The 24,562-nt window shown below is 38.5% G+C and carries 25 protein-coding genes, 1 tRNA gene and 2 pseudogenes; 24 read left to right on the top strand and 4 right to left on the bottom strand.

Features of this window, described 5'->3' with window-relative positions; genetic code table 11:
- Positions 1-71: 71 nt before the first annotated feature.
- Together G6R02_RS13075 and G6R02_RS13070 are read right to left on the bottom strand one after the other, a co-directional pair.
- Positions 72-527: a hypothetical protein gene (locus G6R02_RS13075; protein ID WP_164669678.1), complete on the bottom strand. Its 456-nt coding sequence runs from the start codon at positions 525-527 to the stop codon at positions 72-74.
- Positions 528-645: 118 nt separating this feature from the next.
- Complete coding sequence (locus G6R02_RS13070) at positions 646-1,662, bottom strand: DUF3231 family protein (RefSeq protein WP_205520220.1); 1,017 nt, start codon at positions 1,660-1,662, stop codon at positions 646-648.
- 338 nt (positions 1,663-2,000) lie between these two features.
- Here G6R02_RS13070 and G6R02_RS13065 point away from each other — a divergent pair, with 338 nt between their 5' ends.
- From G6R02_RS13065 to G6R02_RS12975, 20 genes and pseudogenes are all read left to right on the top strand, one after another.
- Positions 2,001-2,417, top strand: a complete 417-nt coding sequence (locus G6R02_RS13065; RefSeq protein WP_164669676.1) for a hypothetical protein — start codon at positions 2,001-2,003, stop codon at positions 2,415-2,417.
- A 211-nt stretch (positions 2,418-2,628) separates the two neighbouring features.
- On the top strand, positions 2,629-3,135 hold the full coding sequence (locus G6R02_RS13060) for a DinB family protein (RefSeq protein WP_164669675.1): 507 nt from the start codon (positions 2,629-2,631) through the stop codon (positions 3,133-3,135).
- A 166-nt stretch (positions 3,136-3,301) separates the two neighbouring features.
- On the top strand, positions 3,302-3,514 hold the full coding sequence (locus G6R02_RS13055) for a hypothetical protein (protein WP_164669674.1): 213 nt from the start codon (positions 3,302-3,304) through the stop codon (positions 3,512-3,514).
- Positions 3,507-3,731, top strand: a complete 225-nt coding sequence (locus G6R02_RS13050; protein WP_164669673.1) for a type II toxin-antitoxin system RelE family toxin — start codon at positions 3,507-3,509, stop codon at positions 3,729-3,731. Before G6R02_RS13055 ends, G6R02_RS13050 begins: the two co-directional genes overlap by 8 nt.
- Positions 3,732-3,973: 242 nt before the next feature.
- On the top strand, positions 3,974-4,600 hold the full coding sequence (locus G6R02_RS13045; RefSeq protein ID WP_164669672.1) for a hypothetical protein: 627 nt from the start codon (positions 3,974-3,976) through the stop codon (positions 4,598-4,600).
- A gap of 137 nt (positions 4,601-4,737) precedes the next feature.
- The gene (locus G6R02_RS13040) at positions 4,738-5,067 is read left to right on the top strand and encodes a hypothetical protein (protein ID WP_164669671.1); all 330 of its coding nucleotides are present in this window, start codon (positions 4,738-4,740) and stop codon (positions 5,065-5,067) included.
- A 61-nt stretch (positions 5,068-5,128) separates the two neighbouring features.
- Positions 5,129-5,885: pseudogene (locus G6R02_RS13035) on the top strand (AAA family ATPase).
- A 729-nt stretch (positions 5,886-6,614) separates the two neighbouring features.
- Positions 6,615-6,788: a hypothetical protein gene (locus G6R02_RS13030; RefSeq protein WP_164669670.1), complete on the top strand. Its 174-nt coding sequence runs from the start codon at positions 6,615-6,617 to the stop codon at positions 6,786-6,788.
- 85 nt (positions 6,789-6,873) lie between these two features.
- Complete coding sequence (locus G6R02_RS13025; RefSeq protein WP_164669669.1) at positions 6,874-7,059, top strand: hypothetical protein; 186 nt, start codon at positions 6,874-6,876, stop codon at positions 7,057-7,059.
- Positions 7,060-7,130: 71 nt separating this feature from the next.
- Complete coding sequence (locus G6R02_RS13020) at positions 7,131-7,610, top strand: hypothetical protein (RefSeq protein WP_164669668.1); 480 nt, start codon at positions 7,131-7,133, stop codon at positions 7,608-7,610.
- 189 nt (positions 7,611-7,799) lie between these two features.
- Positions 7,800-8,048: pseudogene (locus G6R02_RS20470) on the top strand (YolC/YozM family protein); the annotation flags it as partial.
- A 102-nt stretch (positions 8,049-8,150) separates the two neighbouring features.
- Positions 8,151-8,399, top strand: a complete 249-nt coding sequence (locus G6R02_RS20100) for a YjdJ family protein (protein ID WP_246202558.1) — start codon at positions 8,151-8,153, stop codon at positions 8,397-8,399.
- Positions 8,400-8,673: 274 nt separating this feature from the next.
- Positions 8,674-8,934 (top strand): hypothetical protein, encoded by a 261-nt coding sequence (locus G6R02_RS13010; protein WP_164669667.1) that lies wholly within the window; start codon positions 8,674-8,676, stop codon positions 8,932-8,934.
- A 463-nt stretch (positions 8,935-9,397) separates the two neighbouring features.
- Entirely contained in the window at positions 9,398-9,931 is a 534-nt protein-coding gene (locus G6R02_RS13005) for a sigma-70 family RNA polymerase sigma factor (RefSeq protein ID WP_164669666.1), read from the top strand.
- Entirely contained in the window at positions 9,915-10,916 is a 1,002-nt protein-coding gene (locus G6R02_RS13000; protein ID WP_164669665.1) for an anti-sigma factor, read from the top strand. The genes G6R02_RS13005 and G6R02_RS13000 overlap by 17 nt, the downstream gene beginning before the upstream one ends.
- Positions 10,917-11,229: 313 nt before the next feature.
- Positions 11,230-12,162, top strand: coding sequence for an ABC transporter ATP-binding protein (locus tag G6R02_RS12995; RefSeq protein ID WP_164669664.1), 933 nt, complete (start codon positions 11,230-11,232; stop codon positions 12,160-12,162).
- Positions 12,163-12,172: 10 nt separating this feature from the next.
- Positions 12,173-13,441, top strand: coding sequence for an ABC transporter permease (locus G6R02_RS12990; RefSeq protein ID WP_164669663.1), 1,269 nt, complete (start codon positions 12,173-12,175; stop codon positions 13,439-13,441).
- Positions 13,438-14,553 carry an ABC transporter permease gene (locus tag G6R02_RS12985; RefSeq protein WP_164669662.1) on the top strand — a complete coding sequence of 372 codons (1,116 nt, stop codon included), beginning with the start codon at positions 13,438-13,440 and terminating at the stop codon, positions 14,551-14,553. Before G6R02_RS12990 ends, G6R02_RS12985 begins: the two co-directional genes overlap by 4 nt.
- 57 nt (positions 14,554-14,610) lie before the next feature.
- The gene (locus G6R02_RS12980; RefSeq protein WP_164669661.1) at positions 14,611-15,102 is read left to right on the top strand and encodes a DinB family protein; all 492 of its coding nucleotides are present in this window, start codon (positions 14,611-14,613) and stop codon (positions 15,100-15,102) included.
- A gap of 1,021 nt (positions 15,103-16,123) precedes the next feature.
- Positions 16,124-17,080, top strand: a complete 957-nt coding sequence (locus tag G6R02_RS12975; protein WP_164669660.1) for an alpha/beta hydrolase — start codon at positions 16,124-16,126, stop codon at positions 17,078-17,080.
- 43 nt (positions 17,081-17,123) lie between these two features.
- On the opposite strand, the gene G6R02_RS12970 is transcribed toward G6R02_RS12975, so the two are convergent.
- A complete protein-coding gene (locus tag G6R02_RS12970) occupies positions 17,124-19,118 on the bottom strand; it encodes a S9 family peptidase (RefSeq protein WP_164669659.1) in 1,995 nt (664 codons plus the stop codon).
- A gap of 87 nt (positions 19,119-19,205) precedes the next feature.
- Positions 19,206-20,078 carry a D-amino-acid transaminase gene (dat, locus tag G6R02_RS12965; RefSeq protein WP_164669658.1) on the bottom strand — a complete coding sequence of 291 codons (873 nt, stop codon included), beginning with the start codon at positions 20,076-20,078 and terminating at the stop codon, positions 19,206-19,208.
- Positions 20,079-20,222: 144 nt separating this feature from the next.
- On the opposite strand from dat, the gene G6R02_RS12960 reads away from it, so the two are divergent.
- The 4 genes from G6R02_RS12960 to queG all read left to right on the top strand — a co-directional run bounded on the left by G6R02_RS12960 (position 20,223) and on the right by queG (position 24,552).
- On the top strand, positions 20,223-20,912 hold the full coding sequence (locus G6R02_RS12960; protein WP_164669657.1) for a Crp/Fnr family transcriptional regulator: 690 nt from the start codon (positions 20,223-20,225) through the stop codon (positions 20,910-20,912).
- 553 nt (positions 20,913-21,465) lie between these two features.
- Positions 21,466-21,539, top strand: a tRNA-Gly gene (locus G6R02_RS12955).
- A 141-nt stretch (positions 21,540-21,680) separates the two neighbouring features.
- Positions 21,681-23,384 carry an ABC-ATPase domain-containing protein gene (locus G6R02_RS12950; protein ID WP_164669656.1) on the top strand — a complete coding sequence of 568 codons (1,704 nt, stop codon included), beginning with the start codon at positions 21,681-21,683 and terminating at the stop codon, positions 23,382-23,384.
- A gap of 16 nt (positions 23,385-23,400) precedes the next feature.
- Positions 23,401-24,552 carry a tRNA epoxyqueuosine(34) reductase QueG gene (gene queG / locus G6R02_RS12945; protein WP_164669655.1) on the top strand — a complete coding sequence of 384 codons (1,152 nt, stop codon included), beginning with the start codon at positions 23,401-23,403 and terminating at the stop codon, positions 24,550-24,552.
- Positions 24,553-24,562 lie beyond the last annotated feature (10 nt).

The following is a 24,562-nucleotide window of genomic DNA, read 5'->3' as shown; positions in this document are numbered from 1 at the left end:
TCCGATATTTGGATTATAATTAAGAGAAAATAAGTTTATTTGTGTTAAACATTTCCGCGGAAAAAAGCTGATCATAAGGTCAGCTTTTTTTGTAAGTATCTTTTTAATAATAATCCTACAAATAATCCCGGGAGTACGCTCAACATTGGAAGCCAAATAACTCCTAATAATTGACCGAATAACGTTATTTTTGATGAATAGATCGTTCCCACCGTCACAAAATAAGCTGAAAAAACAAATGGTAAAAAGGCATAAGGCTCTTTTCCTCCACCTGCATCCTTATACGCATCCCACATCGCAAAAAAGTATAAACATGGATAAAACATAAGCCACTGATAATTTGCCTGTTCAACTGCCATTTCCACGTTCCCCTGAAAACTTAAAATAATAACTTCGTTAAAATTTCCCAGTACATTAATCAAAAACTCTAATAAAATAAATACAAATCCTTTGATATACATTTTATTTAATAATTGACCAAATCCCGGTAATGCGATGCTCCATAATAGGGATTCAACCGCTTTCAAATACTAACTTTTCCCTTGATATTTATCCGTGATCGATCTAAAAGGTTATTTTGTGCATTCGTAGGAATAGGAACATAACGCATAATGTCACCTTCTTATTTATTTTTCCATTTTAAGTTCATCCTTTTTGTTTGTTCTTCGCTAATTTTTTAGAATCCTTTACTCCAGGTGGTTGTTCCAGCCAATTGTGTTTAATCATGATGTCTGCTCCGCTTTTGGCAAGCCGAGCAACTTCAAATGATAATCGCTCATAATTAATCATCAAATCACTTCGTTGGCTTGCAGATGCTGCAGTAGAATAATTCCCCATTCCCGTAGATACAAGCAAATCCATGTGAAACATCACTAATTTATCTGAAAAAGTCTGAGTTGTGGAGTCACTTAAATATACATTCGTCTGTGCAGATTCAATATTATCTTTCATAAGTGTATCTGCAAAAATTTTCAAATGCTTTTTTGAGATGTCTTTTCCACGAAGCATGAAATTCTGTACATCTTTTGATGGTGATGTTTGAGCAAATGCAATGCATAAGTGCATTCCTATTGAATTTGTTAGGACGTTCTGATACAAATGAGAAATCTCAACAGCATTTAATGGACGTTTATCATTGAAAGGGTTTAAGCCACTTAAATACTTTTTACTGTCAACATAGTCTGTTTCTTTGGGAACGTCAATATACGGGTGTCTGGAAACTATCCCCTTGGAAAGACCAGTTTCGAGTGATTGTTTATAAAGGTTACTGGTTTCATTTAACGCCTGTACAAAGTAGTTACATACATCATCCCGGTAACTCATCGAAACAAAACCGCCGTACATTAACATTCCCGCCTTCGCCATATGATTCACATACACCAAACAAAATATGTCTGAAAAAAGCCACGGTGCGTTCATATTCACATCTTGTTCGGTAAACCCATTTGGAATGGTGAATTGTTCATTTTCAAAAATAGCTGTTAATGTGTCCAAATGGTTAGACGAAAGATCATAGGCATGCTGTACAACAGATTTTATATCTGCATCTTGAATGTGCTCCAGCATAAAACCCAAAATACATTTCGACATGCTGTCATTCATATACCCAGTCCAAAGAGAACCAATTTCTGCGGATGTTAGGGGGATATTCCTTTCATTCACTTCATTCATTATGCAACCTCCTTGAGAACATGTCAGGATAAGTTTAGTATTCACATTAATACGGATTTTATAATGAATTACAGGTATAAAGAAACGATTTGAAGAGTGAGGGGCACTATTAAAACGAAGTAAAAAATTGTTCCGGAAAAGGGCGCTAATCAGGAATAAGTATTAGTGCCAAACTCAATTTAAGGGCCAGATTGTGGAGGAATTCATCCTTTTAAATTGGATATTTATGTTAAAATGTGAATGGGTTTGTGAAATTATATACTTAAACTAACTAACAGAAGAGTTGAAGATGAAGTTGGAATATGAATGAAATAAAGGGGGGGAAGAATATGTACAGAAAGATATCGGTGTTATTGGTATGTTTATTACTATTGCTAGCAGCTTGCGGCGTAAGCGACTCCAAAATGTTTAGTTTTTCTGAAGAGACAGAAAAATGGTCAGCAAATTTAAAAGTTACTCAAACTAGTGATGACTATGAAACTCAGGATTTTGTGCTTGAATATAAGGGTGATGATGTTGAATCCGTTGGGGATATTACCTATAGTGTCGATAGTGTTGGAAGTTTTGGTAGAAGTGGTGTTACATTAGCGGAAGATGGTACTCTCAGGGATAGTGATAAAACAGATTCAACGAATGCAAAAGTTACTGAAAATACGGAGGTCGAAGTGACAGTAGAGTGGAATGGTAATACTGAAACATTTAAACTAGATATGCGTATGCAATCAGAGATTAAACAAAAGGGGTAAGGTTATGTGGGGTTTTTTAATTCTTACTCCATTATATTGAACTAACGGGCGCGCTAATCGAATAAGCGCGTCCGTCTGTTGTAGTTCTGAAAATCGAAATTTATTTTGATGTTAAACCTGCTGAAACTTTTGGTCTGTTATAATGATATATTACAGAAATAAATATAAGCTCAAGAAGGTGACCGCTAATAATCGGATTGGAGTAATCATAATGTACACAACAGAAGATCTAATAAATGACTTTGAGAATTTCAACTTCTATGTGGAATCTTTAAAATTAATGGAAGAAACCCTTTTCTTTGAGCCAATTGCTGAAGGGAAATGGTCTACGGCTGAGATTATCAGTCATATATCATTTTGGGATAAATACATACGTGAAGAAACGTTGCCGCTAATGAAATTAAATGCTGTTATTGAAAGTATTGATTTTGACACACTAAACAAACAAGCAGCAAATCACGCATTATCCGGGGTTTCTCAACAACATTTACTTGGTAAACAATTGGAAGAAAGAACGCAGCTTGTATTTGATTTAAGGAAAAAGAATGAGGAAGACTTTTTTGCTACATTTTCACTGAATGGGGAAGAAGTTGATCAGTATTCAGGCTATCCGCATTCAATTTTTAATTATATAGCGGGGTTTATATGGCATGACAGTCATCATAAGCAACAAATTGATGGGTTTTTGAAAGAAAAAGGTGAGGAATTGAAAAAATAAGTGTTATACGCCATGTGATAGAGGTAAATTTAAGTGAATTATAGTGCAACAATCGGGCGCAATTCTTGGATAAAGGATGGTCCCTTGGGCTTTGCCCGCTGGAATTAGAAAATCTGAACAGCTTTCCTTTAAACATGATATAATAAATAAAGGATGGTGATTAGCTATGATCGACAGGAAAGAATTACACCGATTGGTGGACGAATTACCAGAAGAAAAATTGCCCCGAATGAGTGACTTTTTCCGTCAATTATTTGATGAAGAGGAATTGGAATTGAACGATGAGACAAAAAGGGAAGTGGACGAAGCTCGTGGGCGGGTCAAAGACGGAGAATATGTTACACTGGATGAACTATTAAAGGAAACTTGTGATGTATGAGCTGAGGATTGATAAACAAGCGGCCAAGTACCTTAAAAAGTTGGATAAACCAAATCGAAAGCGAATAATGGACGCCTTGACGGAATTAGTAGAAAATCCTTTTGCAGATACAAGCGTGGCACGGATGAAAGGTTATACGAGCACGTTCCGGAAGCGTGTTGGCGACTTCCGTATCATTTTTGAAGTCAATCAAGGTCATCTTATTGTGCTTTTTTGAAAATTGGCAGCCGCGGAGATATTTATAAGAAATAAACGCCTTCTTTGCTTTTAAAAAGAGGCGTTTATTTTTTATACAGGCTTTTTCGGAATAGATGAATGTTTTTCTATTTTCCGTAATAGGGCGCTTTCACGGAATAAAGAAATGCGCCCACTATTGCTTTATCGGCCATTTAATTGAACAACGTTCGGAGGTTATATTTAATCTAATGGGAAAATTGGCCTTTAAAATGGAGGGGTTACGTGAAACTAAAGCAACAAAAAGTTATTTATGTAATATTGGGAATTGGTTTTCTCGTTTTTTTCACTTTATGGATACTTACTGAAAAAGAAAATGATACTTATGAAAATTATCTTTCTGATGAATTGGTTGATAAAATTGCCCATATTTCAAGTTATTCAAATTACAATTTAGGCATATTAGAAGAAGTATTAAAAAGTGGTAAAATTACGAGTTCACAAGCTGGTGAATTAGAACAAGGCTTCTATCACATTGCATTCGATACACAAGATATTAGTTATATGGGAAACTCCATTGGTCGGTTGCAAAATTATAACGAAGATATTGTTCTCTCTGTTAACAAGGATTATAGGCATTTTTTCGACGAGTTAGATTTTGAATATGATGAAATAAAATTGACAGATGAACAAATTACATCATTGGAGAAAATGGAAAAGTTAATGAAAAAATACAGTATGGTTGTCAATGAAACTTTAAAGTTCACAACAAAAGAGGAATCTAAAGAGCAACCAGGTCAGCCACAAGATTTCTTTGATTATTATCAAAAGAAAGGAATTACTGATGATTATTGGATAGACCTACTTAAAGGGTATGAGAAAGTAACAGATGAAAGTTTTAGCTTGTACTAATCATTAAACGGGGGCAATTATCTAGTAAGGATCGCGCCATTATCGCATATAGGGGCCATTTTGCGGAAGATAGACCTCATTATAACTGAAACCCATGAAAGATTTTATGCGTCTAAGTAATAAAGAAGGTGGTCTTTATGAAAAAGGTATCTAACCTTGTCTTCATTTTTATTTTCTCAATGGTAATGGCAGGATGCAGTAATGGAGGAGACGAGGAGGATTTTCAAGGTGTCATTCTTGAGGTAAAAAAATCTAGCATTACCGTTGGGACAGATGATGTTGATCCTGAAGCATCATATCCAGTATATGAGGTTTTTGTTGATGACCAGACCAAGATTAAGGGAGTCATAAAAGAATTTTCAAAACTAAAAGTCGATCAAAAGGTACAAATTTGGGTAAAAGGTGAGTGGAGCAATAACCCAGATAACAAAATGGTCGCCAATAAAATCATTGTCAGTAAAAAGTGATAAATATTTAAACAATAGGGCGCTAGTCGGGAATAAGAATAACTGGAAAGGGGGCCTTTTAGTGAAATTAAATCACGATACTCAGTATATCAGAAGTCTCGATCTAAAAATCGGAAAATATACTCTCGTATGAGTCTTTTCCTTTTAATTTACCTGTTATCAGGAATTTCACGGAATTATTTTTTCATCCTAATGTTACTTATATTATTGGAGAAAACGGTATGGGAAAATCTACTTTGCTAGAAGGTATTGCCATAAAGTTTGGCTTCAACCCCGAAGGAGGCACCTTGAATTTTAATTTTTCCAATTATGATTCCCATTCCATTTTAGAGCATTATTTGCGCTTGTCTAAAGGTGTTTATAAGGCAAAAGATAATTTTTTCTTTAGGGCTGAAACATTTTACAATTTAGCTACAAATATTGAAGAATTAGATCAAGCCCCGTCTTTTGGTCCTAAGATTGTAGAATCATTTGGTGGAAAATCACTACATAAACAATCTCATGGAGAATCCTTTTTCGCAGCATTTACCAATCGTTTTCAGGGTAATGGGTTATATATCCTAGATGAACCAGAAGCAGCCTTATCACCTTTAAGACAAATGTCTATGCTCACTCGAATTCATGAACTTGTTAATGAAGGTTCTCAGTTCATAATATCTACCCACTCACCAATAATCATGGCTTATCCAAATTCTAAAATTATTCAGCTTAGTGAAGAAGGAATGAACGAGACAGAATTAGAAAGGACAGACCACTTCAATTTAATGAAGCAATTTTTTGAAGATAAGGATCGATTATTACATCATTTATTTCAATAAGGCGGTTAGTTGATTGTTCCGTTATCGGGCGCTTATCAGAAACAAAGGTAGCGCTCTGTCTTGCGAGAAAAGCCAGGGTTACTTAACGAAATTATTGATTTAAACGGAGTGATACATTATATTTTTTTCACGTTGGACAGCATTTCAAGGTATTGTAATTGTTCTGCTGATAGTTCTTGCGTTTATAGCAGATATGTTTAAGACAGATATTGGAGTACCATTTTCCTCATCTGATGTAATAAATACGTCGGTGTTGATGACATCTTTATTCGTGGTAGTAATAATTGGTTTACTTAGTTTAGTGATGTACTTTCAAACGAAGAAAAGTGACACATTTCTAAGGCACAGATTATGGGATAAAATGTATATTATTATGCCTGTTATAATTATTTTATCTTTGGTTGTAGTTTTTATTTTTTTTCTGGCAGGACCACTAAGCGAAATAACGCAGAGCAATCGTTGGGTTATATATGTATTAATTTACTATGTTTCATTTTTAATAAATGCGGCTGTTTTAGCACTTATACATAAAGCGAAAAAGGATACTATTTCCAATGAAAATAAAATTGGCTATTCTTTTGTTTGGACGTCATTAGGACTTTTAGTGGTTATTTTTATGTTGTGACTGTCTTAAGCAATCGGGCGCTTATCAGGAACAAGATTTAACCGTCATAGTGAGGTTTGACAGTTTAACGAGTCACTAATTCGTTGTATTAGGGGGCAGGATTATTGAGTTATAAATTTTACCTGTGGATTTTTATAATTGCTTTGGTGACTATTGGTGTGCTTCGATTATTTGAGTTATCAACAACAAATAGGATTATTGTAGATGTGATTTTATATGCCGTAGCTATTATTTCAGCTATAATATTTTACCGAAAAAAATTTTATATTAAAGATTAAATGGAAGCGGCGCCGGTATTCCGGAATTGAGCGATTTAGCTTGGAGTATTGTACTATTTAACGTAATAAGCAGAGGGGGAGTAAAATGAGTAATGTTGAAGTTTCGGAGAGCAGTGTAACTAATGGTAAAGCTACTGCTTCTTTAATTATTGGTGTTTTTTCAATTGCGTTTGTCATAATACCGTTTATAGGATTAATACTTGGTATTGTTGGCTTAACCCTTGGGCATTCCGGAATAAGACCTGGCGTCCGTTTTGTACATAAGGGCTAGTTAATGGAATAATTCGTATGAAACATTTTATAAGCGTTAACGTCTAATTTTGTAAAAGAAGGGTGGGAGCAATGAAGAAGTTTACTGTCGTAGCTATCTTATTGATAGCTTTTATATTAAGTGGTTGTAATGGCATATTTTCGAATAATACAGATGAAAATGGGGACTTACCAGGAGATAGTCCTCCCAATGCCTATATAAAGATGGATAACAAAAAGTATGATACTAAACTGGGTTCATACTGCTGGAAAACCGGGTGTGTTGATAAAGTCGGACCGGTTGAACTATTAAAAGACCAAGAGCCTATACAAGTTCAAGCTGGTGAAAGCATAACCTTTGGAATGGAATACACTCCAAAGCCTAACGAAGTCCATCTTTCACAGGTAAGCAATGATAAAGAAACTGATGTAGAATTAAAAGGTAATCAGTTTACAGCTCCCGATGAAAAAGGGATTTATTATTATGATTATGGGGTATGGTGGATGGATGAAGAAAAAGAAAATTTATCTCACGGTGATGCCTCCTATGTATTCGTTTTAGAAGTTAAATAACGGGCGCAATAATGGAGTGAGATTGGCGTCCATCTTGCATTTTATGAAATAATACTTATAGCGAATAATGGGGGGGAGAAAAAAATGAGTGCAAAAAGTAAATGGGGAATAGTTGGTTTGGCGTGTGTTATTGTCGTATCTGCATTATTTTGGCAGACGTAAAAAGACCCATATAGCACAGAAGCAGTTGTCGATTCATTATGGGATAAATATAGTGTTCAAAGTACCCAATTTGATGGCGACAGAGGCGATACAGACTCTGCCCTATCTGTAACTTTATACGATGAAAATGATATAACGGAAGTTGAAAGTTATTTGGAAAGCAATTTATCTGAGAACGATTTAGAACAATATAATCTCAATGTGTATAAGTATTCTTCAAATCCAAAAGAATATCGCAATAATGCAAGAGAAAATTTAGATTCAGATAACGAATAATTAAAACATCATCTTTCACAATCGGTGCGAGAACTGAATAATAAATACAATCTTTCTTGATATAGAGGTCCATATTGTCGATTAAGAATTAGGGGTGTTAATGTGTTTAGGTTTTTCATACAGGCAGGTATTGCATCTATATTGCTGTTGTTTTCTACAGTTGCAGCTTGGTATGAAGGTAGCGCAATTTTAACTGATCCTTGGGAATGGGAATATTCAACACCATTTTCTCACTTGTTCTATGATGAAATTCAAAACAGTGACCAGATTTTACAACTTGATCATTTCATATACGCTGCGAAATTCCAGCCTACTTTTCCAGTTATTATGATAATTAAGGAGACACCGTAAATTATTTACGTACTATCTCTCATTTCTAGGTGGAGGTTTATTTCTGCTAAGCTATTTCAGCTTTAGCTCGCCTACTCCAGAAGGACAAATCATTTTTTAAATTTGGTTATTAAGTGGTGGGTTTTGCACTATAACTTTCATACTTCTTTACTTTCAAATTTTAAATCGGAATTCTGATGAAGTTGTAAGCTGAGTTTTAAACAAACGGGCGCTTATCCGGAATAACTACTATTCCCGAATTGGGACAGTTAGTTGAATTTTTGGAGAAGGTATTATGTATAAAAAGGTAATCTATTATGGATTGGTAATTGTCGCTATGTTTGTACTGCTTTATCTGATGGTCACGACTTATAATGAATGGCAAAAGGCTCAGGAACAAGTGAAAACACCAATTTCGCTTTTGACTGCTGCAACTATTTACAGTATTCTGTTCGGCATACTCATAGAATGTAGACGTTTGCTCTTGCTATTCCAACAGGGAATAAAGGTTAATTGGCTTATTATAGTCACGTGTGAATGCTTGTTTTATCATTGATACCAAAGGTTAATTGGCTTAAATGGTACGGATTAGATTTGCCCTTTTTCATAAAAATGTTCTTAATTCCTCAAACACATATGTTACTTGCAGTTTTATCGGGAATGTTACTCGTTCGTTCCTTTGGAAAATTTGAATCCTTATATCTTCGAGGGAGATTCTAGAAAAGAATACTCATGATTGTAGCTCTTTTACAATTCTTATTTATTCCAGAATTGTTTGGCGCAATTTTTTCATGATCTATTTGTACTAGAAAAAGGATCGTCATTTGACGATTCTTTTCTTTTCCCAATAAAAGTGTGATGCTTGATTTTAAAAAGGAAACCCCACGTCTCAGAGTGTAAAGGCTAATTCCTTTCAATATTTAATGCCAGAAAGATATCTTTTTTAAAAAATGCAAAAAATACTGTAACATTTTTATCAGTAAAACGTGTAAATATGTGAAGGTAAAGAGGGGGGTAAAATGCGAAATCAACTAAAATTAGAAAATCTGTACAAACAGTATGCAAAGACTCTTTATTTTTACCTAATGCGGTTAAGTGGTTCGGCGCAACTTGCGGAGGATTTGACCCAGGAAACGTTCGTTCGTGCAACCATTCATCTTAATACATATGAAGGAGAAGAGGCTCGTGGCTGGCTTTTTAAAGTAGCTCGTAATGCCTATTTAGATGAATGGCGAAAGCAAAAACGAAGGAAGACATTCCCTCTCTTATCCATATTTTCATCGAAGCAAGATATGATTAGTCCGTATGGGATTCCTGAAGATTCTCTTTTAATGCATGAAACCCTTCAACAACTTGAAGATTTATTGGAGTTTTTACCAGAACAATACAGGTCGGTCATTTATCTGCGTGAATTTGAGGAATTCAGCTATAAAGAAATAATGGAGGCATTACAACTAACAGAAGAACAAGTGAAAGTGACACTCCATCGAGCAAGAAAAAGGTTATCTAGCCTTGCTAAAAAGAAAGGGTGGGAGTATGACAGAATGGAATAAGGATTTAGAAAAGCGAATATTAAAAAAATCAAAATTCACCTTAGCATTTCGGATTATCCGAATACTGTTAATAGTGGTATTCATTTATGCTGCATACATGATAGTTACGAATATTGTTGCGGATAACCTTAATGTCGGAAAAGAAAATATGTATTATTCAAGTCTTGCGCTTGATTGGACTGTTCCCAATGTTCGGGGTGATTTCGAAATCAAGGAAGAAGAAATGACTGCATTCGGAACAAAAAAATTGTCCTATGATTTACTAAAAAAGGTAGGGAGTGAGGACATTGTTATTGGCGAGGCACACGTAATAAAACGACTATTCAGTGGTCTTTCACATATTACTTACTCACATCCCGGCCTACAACGATTAAGTAACTTTTCTTTTTCACTTCCCATGGACCCGCGTACAGATAAAAAACTCGAGGCTAACACTTCGCCAAATGTATGGGATACATTAGAGAAGCTTCCTGAGGGAACAGTTGGGGAACTGGCTTTCTCCACGACAAGTTTTATGGAATCAGAAGAGTTAATTGAGTCTTTACAAGATTACGATATTCACGTTTTGTGGATGCCATTGTACACCGGGGAGTTTGAAGAATTTGAACCAAACAGTTGGGGTGGAGGTAGTAATACGATTAGGGTGAACGATAGAATTGGTTTAACCGGTGGCATTGACCATGATGAAAATTATAATCAGTCTTTTCGGATAAGATGGTTAAATGAAAGTTCGGTAAAGGAAAGCAAACAGTTAATGTTAAAAAATATGAAAGAACTCTTAAATAAGTCCAAAAGTTATTATGAAGATTTCTTAGGTCTTGGGCATTTAGAGGAAAGATATCAGTACTTAAAAGAGGAAGGATTTACTGTATATGGAGCTGTTGTAACAGGTCCCGTAAAAGAGTTGTTAAAGTTGAAAAATGCTGGCTTTGTTCAAGGGGAACAACTGGGTGAAGTAGAACTGTGGAATTGGGAGAAGAGGTAAAAATAATTTTCTTAGTTAATGTTTTTAAGTGAATCTGAGGATTACAGTGTAATCATTTTAAATAAAGAATTTCACAGGGAATAAACCATTTTGATCAATCTAATTCAAAATGGTTTATTTTTTGTTGGTTTGCATAGTGCTATCTTTTCCAAACCCGCATGGGGAAGTTTTAATGTGCGTTAATAGCAGGATATATGCCCCTGACACCAGAAAAAATGACTCAGGTCATTCGTTACTGCAGCGTTTTCGTGACTTGAGATAGTATGCCACAGCACAAACAAATCGTACAATAAACGTACAGGAGGCGGATACGATGCTTGAGTTAGTGGATTTATCAAAGAAATTTAAACAATTTTATGCGGTGAAAAATCTGAATATGTTCATTGAAAAGGGAGAAATAGTGGGATTGCTTGGTCCAAATGGCGCCGGGAAATCGACGGCAATTTCCATGCTGTCATCATTAACAGAACCAACTGAAGGTGATGTGCGGTTTAATAATTCGAGTATTATTAAAAGCCCAGGCCCCATCCGGAAAGTTATCGGGATGGTCCCCCAGGAAATTGCGTTATACAATGACCTGACAGCTGAAGAGAACATGCAATTTTTCGGAAGGGTTTACCGTTTATCCGGCAACGAATTGAATCGAAAAATTGACGAAGTGCTGGAACAGATTGGCTTAAAAGAGCGGCGTAAGGACGTGGTTAAGAAATTTTCAGGTGGAATGAAGCGGCGTCTTAATATAGGGGTTGCGCTAATGCACAATCCGGAATTGATTATCATGGATGAGCCGACAGTTGGGATTGATCCGCAGTCCAGAAACTATATTCTGGAAACGGTAAAACGTCTCAACGAAGAAAAGAACATGACGGTATTATACACAAGTCACTATATGGAAGAGGTTGAGTTTCTATGTGACCGGATCTATATCATGGACCAGGGAAAACTGATTGCCTCAGGAACAAAAGAGGAGATTAAACGAATTCTCTCAGCAGAAAAGACAATTGAACTTAAATCGGAGCGGTTGAATGAAACGTTTATCGAATCACTCCAGAATGATCCGACGATAAATCGTGTTACGCAAGAAGAAAAGTCTGCAACACTCATTGTGCCAAAGGAAATAAACGCCTTTGGGATAATTCTTAAATATGCTGAGGAGGCCGGGATAGAGCTGAGTTCAGTAGACGTTCAAGAGCCTACGCTTGAAGATGTGTTCCTGCATCTTACCGGCAGAGCATTAAGGGATTAGAGGTGATGAAATGATTTGGCAAATTGTTAAAAAAATAGGTCTGACATTGCTCCGGAATCCCACACAGCTTTTATTACTGGTAGGTCTTCCGATTATTTTAATCGCAATTTTAGGAGCGGCGCTTGGAAGTGTGATGAACGGGGAAGAGGCGACTCTTAATGTGAAGGTTGCTATCGTGGAGCATGGTGATGAAGAAGGGCAGGTTAATCGTTTTGTGAATGATCTTGAAAACAGCGGACTGCCAAAGGAAAGAGTAATAGCAGCCCGCGAGGCAGCAAAGCAGTTGACACCTATTAAAATGTTAAAGGATTCCGTTTTTGGAAGTGAAGGTTTAAAGGAAATAGTACAGGTGGAAAATATAAAGCCTTCAAAACTTGAAAAAGTTCTAGATGATGATTCCTATACAGCGGTTATTGAGGTTCCGGAAAATTTCACATACCATACACTCCAGAATTTTTTTGGGATAGAAAATGCTGAACCCTCGCTAAAAGTCTATCAAAACGAAGGTAAACAATTGGGAGCACCAATAATACTTGATGTTTTACAGCAATTTCAGGAGCAATTGTCATTAAACAGTTTTGTTGGTCAAAAAGGTCTTTCGATGGAAGCAATCCAAGTTGATACGGAGGCAATTTCAGGCGAAATAGAAACGATTAATCAGCGAGAGCCGGTATCTGCCAAGAATTATTATGCGATTGGCATGGCAGTGATGAATGTACTGTTCCTTGCATCAGCCATTGGCTCGTATGCATTTCTTGAGAAAAAAATCCATGTGTTTGACCGGATTATCCTGGCTGATGTTTCGAGATGGGTGTATTTTATTGGCGTGTTTATAGCCGGCACTGTCTTTAGTTTCCTTCATTTGTTAATTGTGTTTAGCATATCCTGGATTCTATTTGGTGTAACATGGCCAAACATACTTGCCTTCCTGGTAGTTACTTTTGGCCTGGCAATTGCAGTAGGCGGTATTGCAGTGTTGCTGACCGCAATCAGTTATCGAATCAATTCGGAATTAATTACGAATTTCTTTTCAGCATTTCTTATATCAATTATAGCCTTTTTAGGAGGGAGTTTCTTTCCAATCGGGGAGCTGTCCGAAACAATCCAGCTGTTAGGAAACTTCACCCCGAACGGTGCAGGAATGTCGGCATATCTTGATGTTCTGCGGGGGAATGGCATTTCAGCTGTTTGGGAACATGTCATCTTCCTTAGTATTTTTGCTGTCACACTCATTATTATCGCAGCATTCAGTTTTCCAAAAAGGGGGCAAACAACATGATTGGTATTTTTCTGGCAAAAATCAAGATGTTTATACGGAATCCTTGGACGTTTCTGGCAATGGTTATCATGTCAGTTGTATTTGCCTTTGCTTTGGGAGGATCAGAAGGGTATACAACAGTTAATGTTCCTGTTTATGCAGCAGATGAAACTGTACGTGATTCCAGTATAGGTGAAATGTTGGATGAGGCAGACGGTTACACTTTCAATTGGTTTTCAGAAGAGGAAATGATGAATCAGATAGCGAATGGAAAAGCAGATGTTGGTGTAAAGCTCCTGGAAAATGATTTTAAAGTAATTGTCGGTGTATCCTCGCAGCACACTAAGATGGTCCAGCAAACAGTAAAAGAAGCGTACATCAAGAAGGTACAGCGTAATCAGATTTTTAATGAGGCAAATGCAACTTCAGCCAGTGAGAAAGAAAAAATTCAAGATGATTTGGAAGCTTCCTTAAATGTTCCGGTATTTTCACTTGAGTCAACCAGTTTTCGTGGATCAAACGGGGTAATACTAGACAGCACGTTTCACTCGTTGTTCGGATTTACTTTGTTTTTTGTCATTTATACGATTGCCTACAATGTGTTTTATATTTTGACGGAAAAAACGGATGGCATCTGGGATAGAGTCATATTGTCACCGGTTCGGAAATGGGAAATGTATGTAGCGAACTTCGTCTATACGTTTATAACGGGTTATTTGCAGGTGGCAATTGTGTTTCTGGTGTTTCGCTACTTGGTGGGAGTCGATTTTCATGGAAGGTTTGCTGAATCACTATTGATGATTATTCCATATGTATTCGCAATTGTAGCGTTGTCCATTTTGATTACGGGGCTCGTTAAAACCGTACAGCAATTCAATGCAGTTATTCCGATTGTGGCGGTTAGTATGGCTATGATTGGAGGAGCTTACTGGCCGATTGAAATTGTTGAGTCAGAATTTATGTTACTGTTAGCGAAATTTGTACCGATTACGTATGGAATGGAAGTTTTAAATGGAATCGCGGTATATGGTTATCCTATCGGGGACTTATTATATCCAATTAGTATATTACTGTTAATGGGGGTGATGATGACTGGAGTTGGAATCCATTTGATGGAAAAGCGGCATGTGTGACCTGGTTTCGCTGTAAATACTATTACTGATAGAATAGCAGTATAGGAGAGTGGTATTTTGGATATTAACGAACAGGCACGAAAAGAATTGCTGGAAGAGGTAAATGAAATATCGGATGAAGATTTAAACAGAAAGCCGTCGGAAGATAAATGGTCCATAAAGCAGGTGCTGGAGCATTTGTATCTGATGGAAGGCGCAATCACAAAAACCATCCAGGGTCAGTTGGATAATGGTCAGGTGGCTAATGCTGAGGAAAAGCCAATTGAACTGACATTGAACCGGGCTAAAAAAGTTGAGGCACCAGAATTCGCCAGACCAAGTGAGTCTTATGCAACACTTGGAGAGTTGAAGGAAAAACTCAAGGCGACACATAAAAGATTGGTAAAATTGGAAAGTACTTCTGATGCAAGGCTACTGTCCGAGAGAGGATATCCTCATCCGTTATTCAGTGATATGAGCCTGAAGCAGTGGATCCCTTTTGTCGGCTATCATGAAATGCGTCATACTGAGCAAATTAAAGAAATAAAATCAGATCTTGGGATTAGATGACTTTTTATAAAATGCTCTTTTCGTAAATTTTGGTGCTTTTTAGCTTCGTACTAGACATGAAATGCGAACTACTTTGAAAAAAAATGTGTACATTAATGCCGCTCCGGAAATACACTTCGCTTTCCGTGGGCGGCTGCTGAGCCCTCTTCGTGCTAGCGCACTCAGATGTCTCACCTAGGCCTGTCCTCCCACAGGAGTCTCCGTGTATTTCCTCCGCTAAAATTTGCGATAAAAATATCTTGGTAAGTTTATTACGTGATAGTTATCAAGATTTTTAATCCATTAAAACCAGCAGCTGGAATATGCGAGACTCCTGCGGGAAGAAAAGCCTAGGTGAGACTCAGAAGTGCGTTAGCGCTTCGGAGGCTCACCAGCTGCCCGCGGAAAGCGAGTATATTCCAGCTGCGGGGCAAGAGAGTCTCACTAGGTATTTAATCAGAGTTAGTTCGCAGTCTATATCTTTTGTGTTAAAAACAATAATCTATACGAAGCCAGCCTAAACCCGTACTAGTGCACAGTGGTACGGGGCTTTTTTGTTTTTTTACAGATTATATGAACTTAATTGTCTTTACAGTTTTATGAGTGCCCGAATGAAGCAGAAACTGCGTTTAAAAGTCGCTCATCGGGTTTATGAGTGCCCGAACGAAGCTGGAATTCCGTTGAAAGGTCACTCATCGGGTTTATGAGTGCCCGAACGAAGCTGGAATTCCGTTGAAAGGTCACTCATCGGGTTTATGAGTGCCCGAACGAAGCAGAAACTCCGTTGAAAGGTCACTCATCGGGTTTATGAGTGCCCGAATGAAGCAGAAACTGCGTTGAAAGGTCACTCATCAGTGTTTGGTAGCGAACGAAAGAAATTTACCAAGAAATAATCCTTCATCTGTGTAAGTATATATCATTCTGAGATTTTATTGCCGATAACGATTTCAATCTGTAAAGATGTACCATCCATATATGGGCGAAATAATCCAAATTTTTTAGTATAATAGATTGAGAGTATTGTGCAGAAAGGAGTACTGGTGTGAAGAAGAAAAAATGGTTGAAAATTGGAATTGGAATCATAAGTGTTCTATTTATTATAGATATTATCGCCGGTTTTTTCTTTTATAATCTGGCGATTGACCGCGGTGAAAAAGATTTTTTACAGGGAAATGAGGACCTGGAAGTTTCCGCTGAATCGATGGAGGTTCTTCTGAATGGTGACTGGCGATCATGGGTGGATAAACAGGATTTTGATGAATGGACGATGAATTCGTACGATGGTCTTGAGCTCAAGGGATATTTTCTTGAGTCGGAACAACCGTCGAATAAAGTAGTTGTTCTGGCGCACGGCTACCTCGGCAATGCCATGCAAATGGGTTTATACGGCCAGTATTATTATGAACAGCTTGGCTACAACATATTTATGGCGGATGCCCGCGGTCATGGAGCAAGTGAGGGCGACTACACTGGTTTCGGCTGGCATGATCGGAAGGACTATGTGGATTGGGTTAATCTGATTATTGAAAAATATGGTGAGGACACTGAAATCGTTATGCATGGTGTATCGATGGGAGCTGCAACTGTACTGATGGCAAGCGGCGAGGAACTGCCTGATAATGTAAAAGCTATCGTAGCTGACAGTCCATATACGAGTGTAAAAGATTTGTTCTCCTACCAAATGGGGAGGATGTATAATTTGCCTTCATTCCCGATATTGCCGACTACGAGTATGGTTACGAAAATGAAAGCCGGCTATTCACTGTCAGAGGCATCTGCCCTTAAACAAGTAAAAAAAGCCGAAGTACCGATTTTATATATCCATGGCAATGCAGATACATTTGTGCCAACAAAAATGGCAAAGAAACTATATGAAAATACGAAAAGTGAAGCAGAAATGATGACCGTGGATAATGCCGGTCATGGAGAAACCTTTGTTACAGCGAAAGAAAAGTATAAAAATAAATTGAATGCATTTTTGAATAAATTTATTAATTAATAAAAAGGCTGACGTCCTTATCAAAGGATGTCAGCCTCAACTATTACAAGTATTTTTCAAACCAGCCTGTAATGTGCTCCAGTCTGGCAATACGCATTTCCGGTTTTCCGCTCCGGCTCAGTTCATGGTTAGCACCGGGGAAACGAACAAATTCAACTTCTTTACGTAAATGCTTCAGCGCAACATACATTTGCTCACCCTGTTCGATAGGGCAGCGTAAGTCCTGCTCGCCATGCACGATAAGCAGTGGCGTTTCGACGTTTTCAGCATATTTCAACGGGGATAAATCCCATAGTTTCTGCGGATCCTCCAACAGATCTTTCCCAAGTTCCCATTTGGTGAAGAAATATCCGATATCACTGACGCCGTAGAAACTTAGCCAGTTACTTATACAGCGCTGGGTTACGGCCGCCTTAAACCGGTTTGTATGACCAACAATCCAGTTGGTCATAAACCCGCCATAGCTGCCACCGGTTACACCCAGCCGCTTCTCATTAATAAAATCATAGTTTTCAAGTACATAGTCCACTGCGCTCATTAAATCAGTATAATCTTTGCCGCCATAGTCTTCCCGGCACGCATCAACGAACGCTTGCCCGTAGCCATGACTTCCGCGTGGGTTCGTATACAGTACTACGTATCCTTTTGCAGCAAGCAATTGTAATTCATGGAAAAATGTTTGCCCGTACATTGCGTGCGGACCACCGTGCACCTCCAGGACGAATGGGTATTTCTCTCCTTTTTCAAATCCGTATGGTCTTAGCAGCCAGCCTTGAATTTCCCAGCCATCTTCAGCTTTGTATATCAATGTTTCTGGTTCGCTTAAAGAAACTTTACTTAAAAATTCGCTATTGGCATCAGTTAATTGTGTCAGCTTCCCATCTTCCAATTGATAGAAATTGCATGGGTTTGTCGGTGTGCTGATTCCAAGAATAAATTTACCGTCATTATACGAAAAGCCAAAAACATGGTTGTCTTCTTTATACAAAATAGCAAGGTTACCATTTAAATTGACTTGATATAAGCCAGTTGCACCATATTCGGTACCTAGTAAATATAGTTTGTCTCCATCTTTATCCCACACGGGACCTGTGGTTGACAGTCCCAGTCTGGTATCACCAATCATGGAATCACCCAATTGAAAATCCCAGTCCCCACTTAAGCATTCACGCTCACCGGATTTAACATCAACTATGTATAACTGATCCAATGTTGCTCCCTGATAAGCGTATTCGTGGCCTAGGCAGGCAATTTTCGTTCCGTCCGGTGAAAAGCTGGCATCGCCAATGACACCTTTTCCTTCTGTTAATTTTGTAGTTTTTCGTGTTGAAAGGTCCATAAGGTAGAGGTCGTTGGTTAACTCGTAGTCTGAATCATCACTGAGATTAGCTGAAAATAATAGTGTATTTCCTTCCGGTGAAATATCTTCAAAATTATGGTTTGCGTCTGTAGTTGTTAATTGGCTGAAGGATTCGTTCGCAACATCAAACAACACAATTTGTGACCGCTTTTCATCAAGAAAACCCTGTGCATCTGACTTATATTTTAAGCGGTTAATGACAAGAGGCTGTTTGCTTTTTTCCTCTTTTTCTTCTTGCCGTTCTTCTTTTGACTGCTCGCTTTGATCATTTACATCATCACCGTTTTCAAGTGACGCACTGAAAATAATATACTTTCCATCTTTTGACCAGGTTGGATTCATAGCGCCATTTTTGAATGTAGTGATTTGTTTTGCTTCACCGCCATCAGTATGTAAGAGCCATAATTGCGGCACACCGCTTCTTGAAGATTGGAATACAAGTTTTTTTCCATCCGGTGAGTAACGCGGGTTGCTGTTTTTTGCCTCGTCAAATGTCCATTGCGTTGGTGCATCCTCATTTAACGTATGGAAAAATAACTGTGACTGATATTCTTTTTTCTCATTTACCGTGGTAGATACAAAGGAATATCCATTTCCTTCCGGCGTAAATTGCGGATCACTGTAAATCTCTATCTCGGTTAAATCATCTGCAGTTAGTGGACGTTTGGAATCATTCATAATATTGACCTCCTCTTCATTTAAACTTGATTCTATTAAACTATTTCGATTACCAGGTTCCATTTTAGAGCGCCCGTCAAGCATCAGTTACCGGGCGCTCACGCTATTATTTACAATTTTAGCATCTGATTCATATGCTTCCTGCAGCTGTCTGGTGATTTTACCAGGGTTTCCGTTGTTTATTATAGATCCATCCACTTTGACAACCGGCATGATTTCTGAAGTGCTGCTGGATAAAAATAATTCATCAGCATCTTTTATATCATCTGTTGAAAATGGTTCTTCCACGAATGGAATGTTCAGGTCCCCGGCGAATTTTTCAACACGCATTCGAACACATCCATGTAAAATGCTTTTCGTCGCCGGGTGCGTATAGATCGTTCCGTCTTTTACCAGGTATATATTGGATGAACTGCATTCAGTCACAAGACCATCCTGATGAAGGATTGCTTCATAGCAGCCGTTTTCTTTGGCAGCTTGTTTTGCCAGTACGTTTGGAAGCAGGTTTAAACTTTTAATATAGCAATTTTCCCAGCGTGTATCGCGTTGTGTAATGGTAGAAACCCCGTCAGTTAAGTTTTCCAGGTTACGAGGAAAATCCTGAATGTAGGCATAGACATTTGGCCCCACATTCTCAGGGAAAACGTGATCCCTTGGTGCCGAACCGCGTGTAACCTGCAAATATAACTTCCCATCAGTTGTCATCGTATTTTTATCAAGTAAATCAAGAAGTAAGCTAGTAAGCTCTTGTTTTGCAAATGGCAATTCAATTTTGACAGCATCGGCGGACCGGAATAACCGGTTCACATGCTCGTCAATCAGATAGTAGTTGCCATTATAAATACGAATAACTTCATACACACCGTCACCAAACTGTAAACCTCGTTCTTCATATGGATACGTCAGGCTGTCACGGTGCATAAACTTGCTTTGTGACAGTAATATTGGATAGACCGACACACTAATCGCCTCCTTAAACTTATGCTTATTTTATACCTTCTAATTCTTTATGTAAATGTTCATTTTTTAGTGACAATTATCACAGAATACAAGTTTTATTTTCCTGTATAATGGTTATAGATACCCAAAGGGGGCGTTGTTAAAATGGAACCATTATTACAACGATTTAATGAACAAGAATGTGAACTGCTTATGGCAAGGTCAACGCAAATGGATTTCAAAAAAGGTTCATTTGTTTTTGAAGAAGGTTATCCGGCTAATCATCTATATGTAATACATACCGGAGAAATACGGATTTTTAAAAACCTTGGTAAAAATAAAGATTTAACCATTTTCACACGTGGTGACAATGATGGTTTTGGTGAAATCGGCGTCTTTAGCGGAAACAATTATTCCAATTCAGCACAAGCTTTAAGGGATAGTGTAATCTATTCCATTGAACAGTCTGAATTGGATGCTGTTTTATCGCAAAATGGCGGTTTATCGCTTCATTTTACACGGTGGGTTGCAGAATCATTGGAAGCAAGTAAGGCCAAAATGCGTGATTACCTTGCATTTGGATCAGAAGGAGCGGTTGCATCCGTTTTTGTCCGCTACTCCAACATGTATGGTGTGGTAACCCCGGCAGGCGTAAAAATTACCGAGCCAATTATGATTCAGGATATCAGCAAGGAAATAGCGATATCGCGAGAAACTGTCAGCCGTATCGTGAATAAATGGAAAGAAAAAGGACTCATTGACAATAGCGCGAAGTATTATTTACTTAAAGATATGAATTATTTCAGGGATTTGCTTGCGTGCGAACACTGTGGTGTTGAAAACTGTGTTATCTAAAATGGCGGTAACAGTCCGCATGGATGGCAACACACTTTTGCAGTACTACTGTAATTTTAAATCCCTTTTTAAATTATATTCGTATGTGACTTAGGAAAAGTGGCATTTTCAGCGAAACTATTTTTTATGCCACTTTTTCATTTTGATGTTCGATTATATTAGTAGAAGGTAGTTTACTATATATATTTATACGAAAACTGATCAAAGGCTAAAATCGGGACGTCCTATCTTTACACCATTGTGTCAAACGTCATCTTTGCGCGAAAACCTAGCGTCTGGAGACGAAATCAATACCATCATTCGCAAATAAAAAATTGTAGAAAACTGTTGATTCGATTTCATAGACTTGGTATAATTAATAATGTTCCTTAAAAAAGAGGTGCGCAAAATTTAATGATCGTGCGGGTGTAGTTTAGTGGTAAAACCTCAGCCACGAGCAATACATCCACCGAGTAAGCTGCGAGTTACAAGGAGTGCATCTTCACTGAAAGAACTTGCAACACGACGAGCATTTGTTTCGTAAATAACATAGAAGGAATTAACTAATCACCATGCGGGTGTAGTTTAGTGGTAAAACCTCAGCCTTCCAAGCTGATGTCGTGGGTTCGATTCCCATCACCCGCTCCATACATAAGTCTTAACGCAGTGTTTCGTAACATAATCTACGAGGCATTGCGTTTTTCATTATATACAAATACCCCACTTGAACTTTTTGGCGGGGAGAATGTATTCTAAAAGTAGAAATTACGATAAATTGAGGGATTTTTTATGAAAAAGCTAATGCAAAACTTGAAGCAGATTGATGGTAAGGGGTATAAAGCGTATAAAAGTATTCAGGGTCACTATTCATTCAATGATTTTGACTTATCTATAGATTATGTTCAGGGGGACCCATTTGCCGCACCATCTAAAATACGTGTAGTTGTTCCAACGAATAAACGGCAGATTAAAGCTGAGTGGCTCGAATCATACGCTCGTGAAATTGCAACAGAGGATATACTTGCACGCAAAGTTGGTTCAGTAGTTACGAGGGGCGGCTTCCTTATTAAAGGATCAGGAAAAAGTGGTCAAATTCTTTTTGATAAACCTGGTCAGGAAGTGCTCGAGCGCAGTGCCGTGCAAATCGATTCAAATACCATTACGGTCTGTTTTTCCGTAGGTCTGCCGGCGAATGGCCGCAGAATTAATGGGCGTGAAGCAGAGAAGCTATTCGCAAACGTTATTCCATCCATTATCAATAAATCTGTTTTTTCGATAACGGATGATGAGTTTGTTAAGGCTGTCGAGCTTGCTGATCAGCAGGAAGCTATACGTGAGGAAATGCGTAATAATAACTGGATTACTTTTATTGCAAACGGTTCGGTCCTGCCAAGGGAGAGTGGAATCAGCAATCGTCCACTTAAGGATGCTGTTGCGTTTCAAAGCCCTGCCGAAAACGAAGTGGAAATTGAGATCCCGCACCAATCTGAGTCAATAAAAGGTATGGCAATCAAAAAAGGGATTTCCCTTATTGTTGGTGGAGGCTACCACGGGAAAAGTACCATCCTTGAGGCGATTGAACGTGGTGTATATGCACATACACACGGTGACGGCAGAGAGTACGTGCTGACCGATCCCGATGCAGTAAAAATTCGTGCCGAGGATGGACGCCAGATTACCGGTGTCAATATTTCGCCATTTATCAATAACCTGCCGCATAAACAGGACACTAAGTTTTTTTCAACGGAAAATGCGAGTGGCAGTACATCACAGGCGGCTAATGTGATGGAAGCACTTGAAACAGGTGCGACTACCTTATTAATTGATGAAGATACGAGTGCAACGAATTTTATGATTCGCGATCATCGGATGCAGCAGCTCGTGAAAAAGGATAAAGAGCCGATTACACCATTTATTGATAAAATCAAACAATTGCGCGATCAGTTTGATGTTTCAACAATCCTTGTCATGGGCGGATCCGGTGATTATTTTGCCGCTGCCGATTCGGTTATCATGATGGAGGCTTATGTACCTTATAATGTGACAGCAGATGCGCGGGAAATCATGGAAAACTATCCGCTTGACCGTGATTCCTTATCAACTGACGCATTTGGAGAAATAACAGAACGTCATTTCCAGCAGAGCTCATTACAGACGAAGAAAGGAAAACGTTCTAAAACGCAGGCAAAAGGCTTAACTAAAATTTTGATGGGAAAGACAGAAATTTCCTTTGATGACACCGAGCAGCTGGTGGATTCATCACAGACACGTATGATCGCTGAAATCATTCAACATCTCGACCGGACCAATGGGCTTGGTGATAAATCGTTACATGAGCTTCTGGATATGATTGACGGAAAAATGGACCGGGACGGATTAGCATCATTTACTGTATTCAAAAATCAGCATCCAGGTGATATTGCACGTCCAAGGCGCTATGAAATTGCAGCTGTTCTGAACCGGTTGCGTACAGCTAAGGTCATACAAAAATAGAAGGAAGGAATTGTCCATGAATACGGACCAACTAAAGCAGGAAATTGTGGATTACAGCAAAGAAATCGGCATCGATAAAATCGGTTTTGCTGCTGCAGATGTTTTCAGCGAGTTGAAGGAACGTCTGCGCAGGCAGCAGGATCTTGGCTACCAGTCCGGCTTTGAAAAAGGATCTATTGAAGAACGGACGGAACCGGAACGGCTGCTGCCTGAAGCAAAGTCGATTATTTCGATTGCCTTAGCCTATCCTTCACGTATAAAAGATGGCCCGAAAAGTACGAAAGAGAGCAGGCGTGGAGTATTCTGCCGGGCATCATGGGGAGTCGACTATCACGTTGTTTTACGGGAAAAACTAGAGAAGCTTGCCTTGTTTATTCAAACGAAAATACCTGATGCAGAAACGAAGGTAATGGTTGATACCGGGGAACTTTCCGACCGTGCTGTAGCGGAACGGGCCGGAATCGGTTTCAGCGGGAAAAATACAGCTATCATTACGCCGGAGTTTGGCTCGTACGTTTATCTTGGTGAACTGATTACGAATATCCCGTTTATCCCGGATGAACCGCTGGCTGATGGATGCGGTTCTTGTACGAAATGCCTTGATGCCTGTCCAACCGGCGCGCTTGTACAGGGCGGGCAGCTTAATGCTCAGAAGTGTCTCGCGTTTCAAACACAGACAAAAGGATTTCTTGATGATGAGTACCGTTCGAAAATCGGCAACTTCATCTATGGGTTTGATACGTGTCAGGTTGTTTGTCCGTACAATAAGAAGGTCGATTTTCACGTTCACCCGGAATTTGAACCGGAACCTGAAGTTGCTAAACCACAGCTCAAGCCGATGCTGCGTATATCCAACCGTGAATTTAAAGAAACCTTTGGACACATTGCAGGGTCATGGCGGGGCAAAAAACCACTGCAGCGAAATGCGCTTATCGCCTTAGGTCATTACAAAGATACGACGGCTGTTGACGAAATGATTGCAGTCATGAACCATGATCCGCGGCCTGTTATACGTGGAACTGCCGCATGGTCACTTGGAAAAATCGGAACCGATGAAGCATTTGCTGCTATAAAAAAAGCCATGGAAAAAGAATCAGATGAACAGGTATTATTTGAAATGAACAAGGGATTGGAATTTCAACAGGAACAGGCAGCTGAAATCAAATAGAAATGGGGAT

Origin of the sequence: Virgibacillus doumboii (genome assembly GCF_902806455.1) — a bacterium.
GTDB classification, from domain to species: Bacteria; Bacillota; Bacilli; order Bacillales; family Amphibacillaceae; genus Lentibacillus; species Lentibacillus doumboii.
This window is presented reverse-complemented; position numbering and strand designations above follow the sequence as displayed.

Excerpts from the sequence above, each read along its gene's own strand:
- G6R02_RS12990 (WP_164669663.1), top strand. The coding sequence starts at position 12,173 with ATGATTTGGCAAATTGTTAAAAAAATAGGTCTGACATTGCTCCGGAAT.
- G6R02_RS13020 (WP_164669668.1), top strand. The coding sequence starts at position 7,131 with ATGAAGAAGTTTACTGTCGTAGCTATCTTATTGATAGCTTTTATATTA.
- G6R02_RS13010 (WP_164669667.1), top strand. The coding sequence starts at position 8,674 with ATGTATAAAAAGGTAATCTATTATGGATTGGTAATTGTCGCTATGTTT.
- G6R02_RS13025 (WP_164669669.1), top strand. The coding sequence starts at position 6,874 with ATGAGTAATGTTGAAGTTTCGGAGAGCAGTGTAACTAATGGTAAAGCT.
- G6R02_RS12985 (WP_164669662.1), top strand. The coding sequence starts at position 13,438 with ATGATTGGTATTTTTCTGGCAAAAATCAAGATGTTTATACGGAATCCT.
- G6R02_RS12950 (WP_164669656.1), top strand. The coding sequence starts at position 21,681 with ATGAAAAAGCTAATGCAAAACTTGAAGCAGATTGATGGTAAGGGGTAT.
- G6R02_RS13040 (WP_164669671.1), top strand. The coding sequence starts at position 4,738 with ATGAAAAAGGTATCTAACCTTGTCTTCATTTTTATTTTCTCAATGGTA.
- G6R02_RS13005 (WP_164669666.1), top strand. The coding sequence starts at position 9,398 with ATGCGAAATCAACTAAAATTAGAAAATCTGTACAAACAGTATGCAAAG.
- G6R02_RS12995 (WP_164669664.1), top strand. The coding sequence starts at position 11,230 with ATGCTTGAGTTAGTGGATTTATCAAAGAAATTTAAACAATTTTATGCG.
- G6R02_RS13050 (WP_164669673.1), top strand. The coding sequence starts at position 3,507 with ATGTATGAGCTGAGGATTGATAAACAAGCGGCCAAGTACCTTAAAAAG.
- queG (WP_164669655.1), top strand. The coding sequence starts at position 23,401 with ATGAATACGGACCAACTAAAGCAGGAAATTGTGGATTACAGCAAAGAA.
- G6R02_RS12960 (WP_164669657.1), top strand. The coding sequence starts at position 20,223 with ATGGAACCATTATTACAACGATTTAATGAACAAGAATGTGAACTGCTT.
- G6R02_RS13060 (WP_164669675.1), top strand. The coding sequence starts at position 2,629 with ATGTACACAACAGAAGATCTAATAAATGACTTTGAGAATTTCAACTTC.
- G6R02_RS12970 (WP_164669659.1), bottom strand. The coding sequence starts at position 19,118 with ATGAATGATTCCAAACGTCCACTAACTGCAGATGATTTAACCGAGATA.
- G6R02_RS13065 (WP_164669676.1), top strand. The coding sequence starts at position 2,001 with ATGTACAGAAAGATATCGGTGTTATTGGTATGTTTATTACTATTGCTA.
- G6R02_RS13055 (WP_164669674.1), top strand. The coding sequence starts at position 3,302 with ATGATCGACAGGAAAGAATTACACCGATTGGTGGACGAATTACCAGAA.
- G6R02_RS13000 (WP_164669665.1), top strand. The coding sequence starts at position 9,915 with ATGACAGAATGGAATAAGGATTTAGAAAAGCGAATATTAAAAAAATCA.